We start from the raw sequence: 234 nt of genomic DNA on the forward strand, positions 1-234 counted from the left end.
CCTGCGACCGGTCCAACTCGACCAGTTGGCCATCGCGACAGGCAGCGGAGACCGGCTCCACACCCTGCACTGGACAGCCACACCCACACAGCCGCAGGACGTGGCATTCGTGGAGTGGGACGATCTGCAAGCCGAGTCCACCGACCACCCGGCACCACAGATCGTGGTGCTCGACTGCCGTAGCGGTAGAAACGACACCGACAACGACGGTGGAAATGGCACCGATGTGTTGGC

General features: G+C 64.1%; 1 protein-coding gene. It reads left to right on the forward strand.

The genetic code is table 11. From position 1 onward, the window contains the following. A partial coding sequence (locus ON44_RS33475) for a hypothetical protein (protein WP_040697904.1) occupies nt 1-234 on the forward strand: 234 nt, incomplete at both ends.

The organism is Nocardia vinacea NBRC 16497, from assembly GCF_000308835.1.
GTDB lineage: Bacteria > Actinomycetota > Actinomycetes > Mycobacteriales > Mycobacteriaceae > Nocardia > Nocardia vinacea.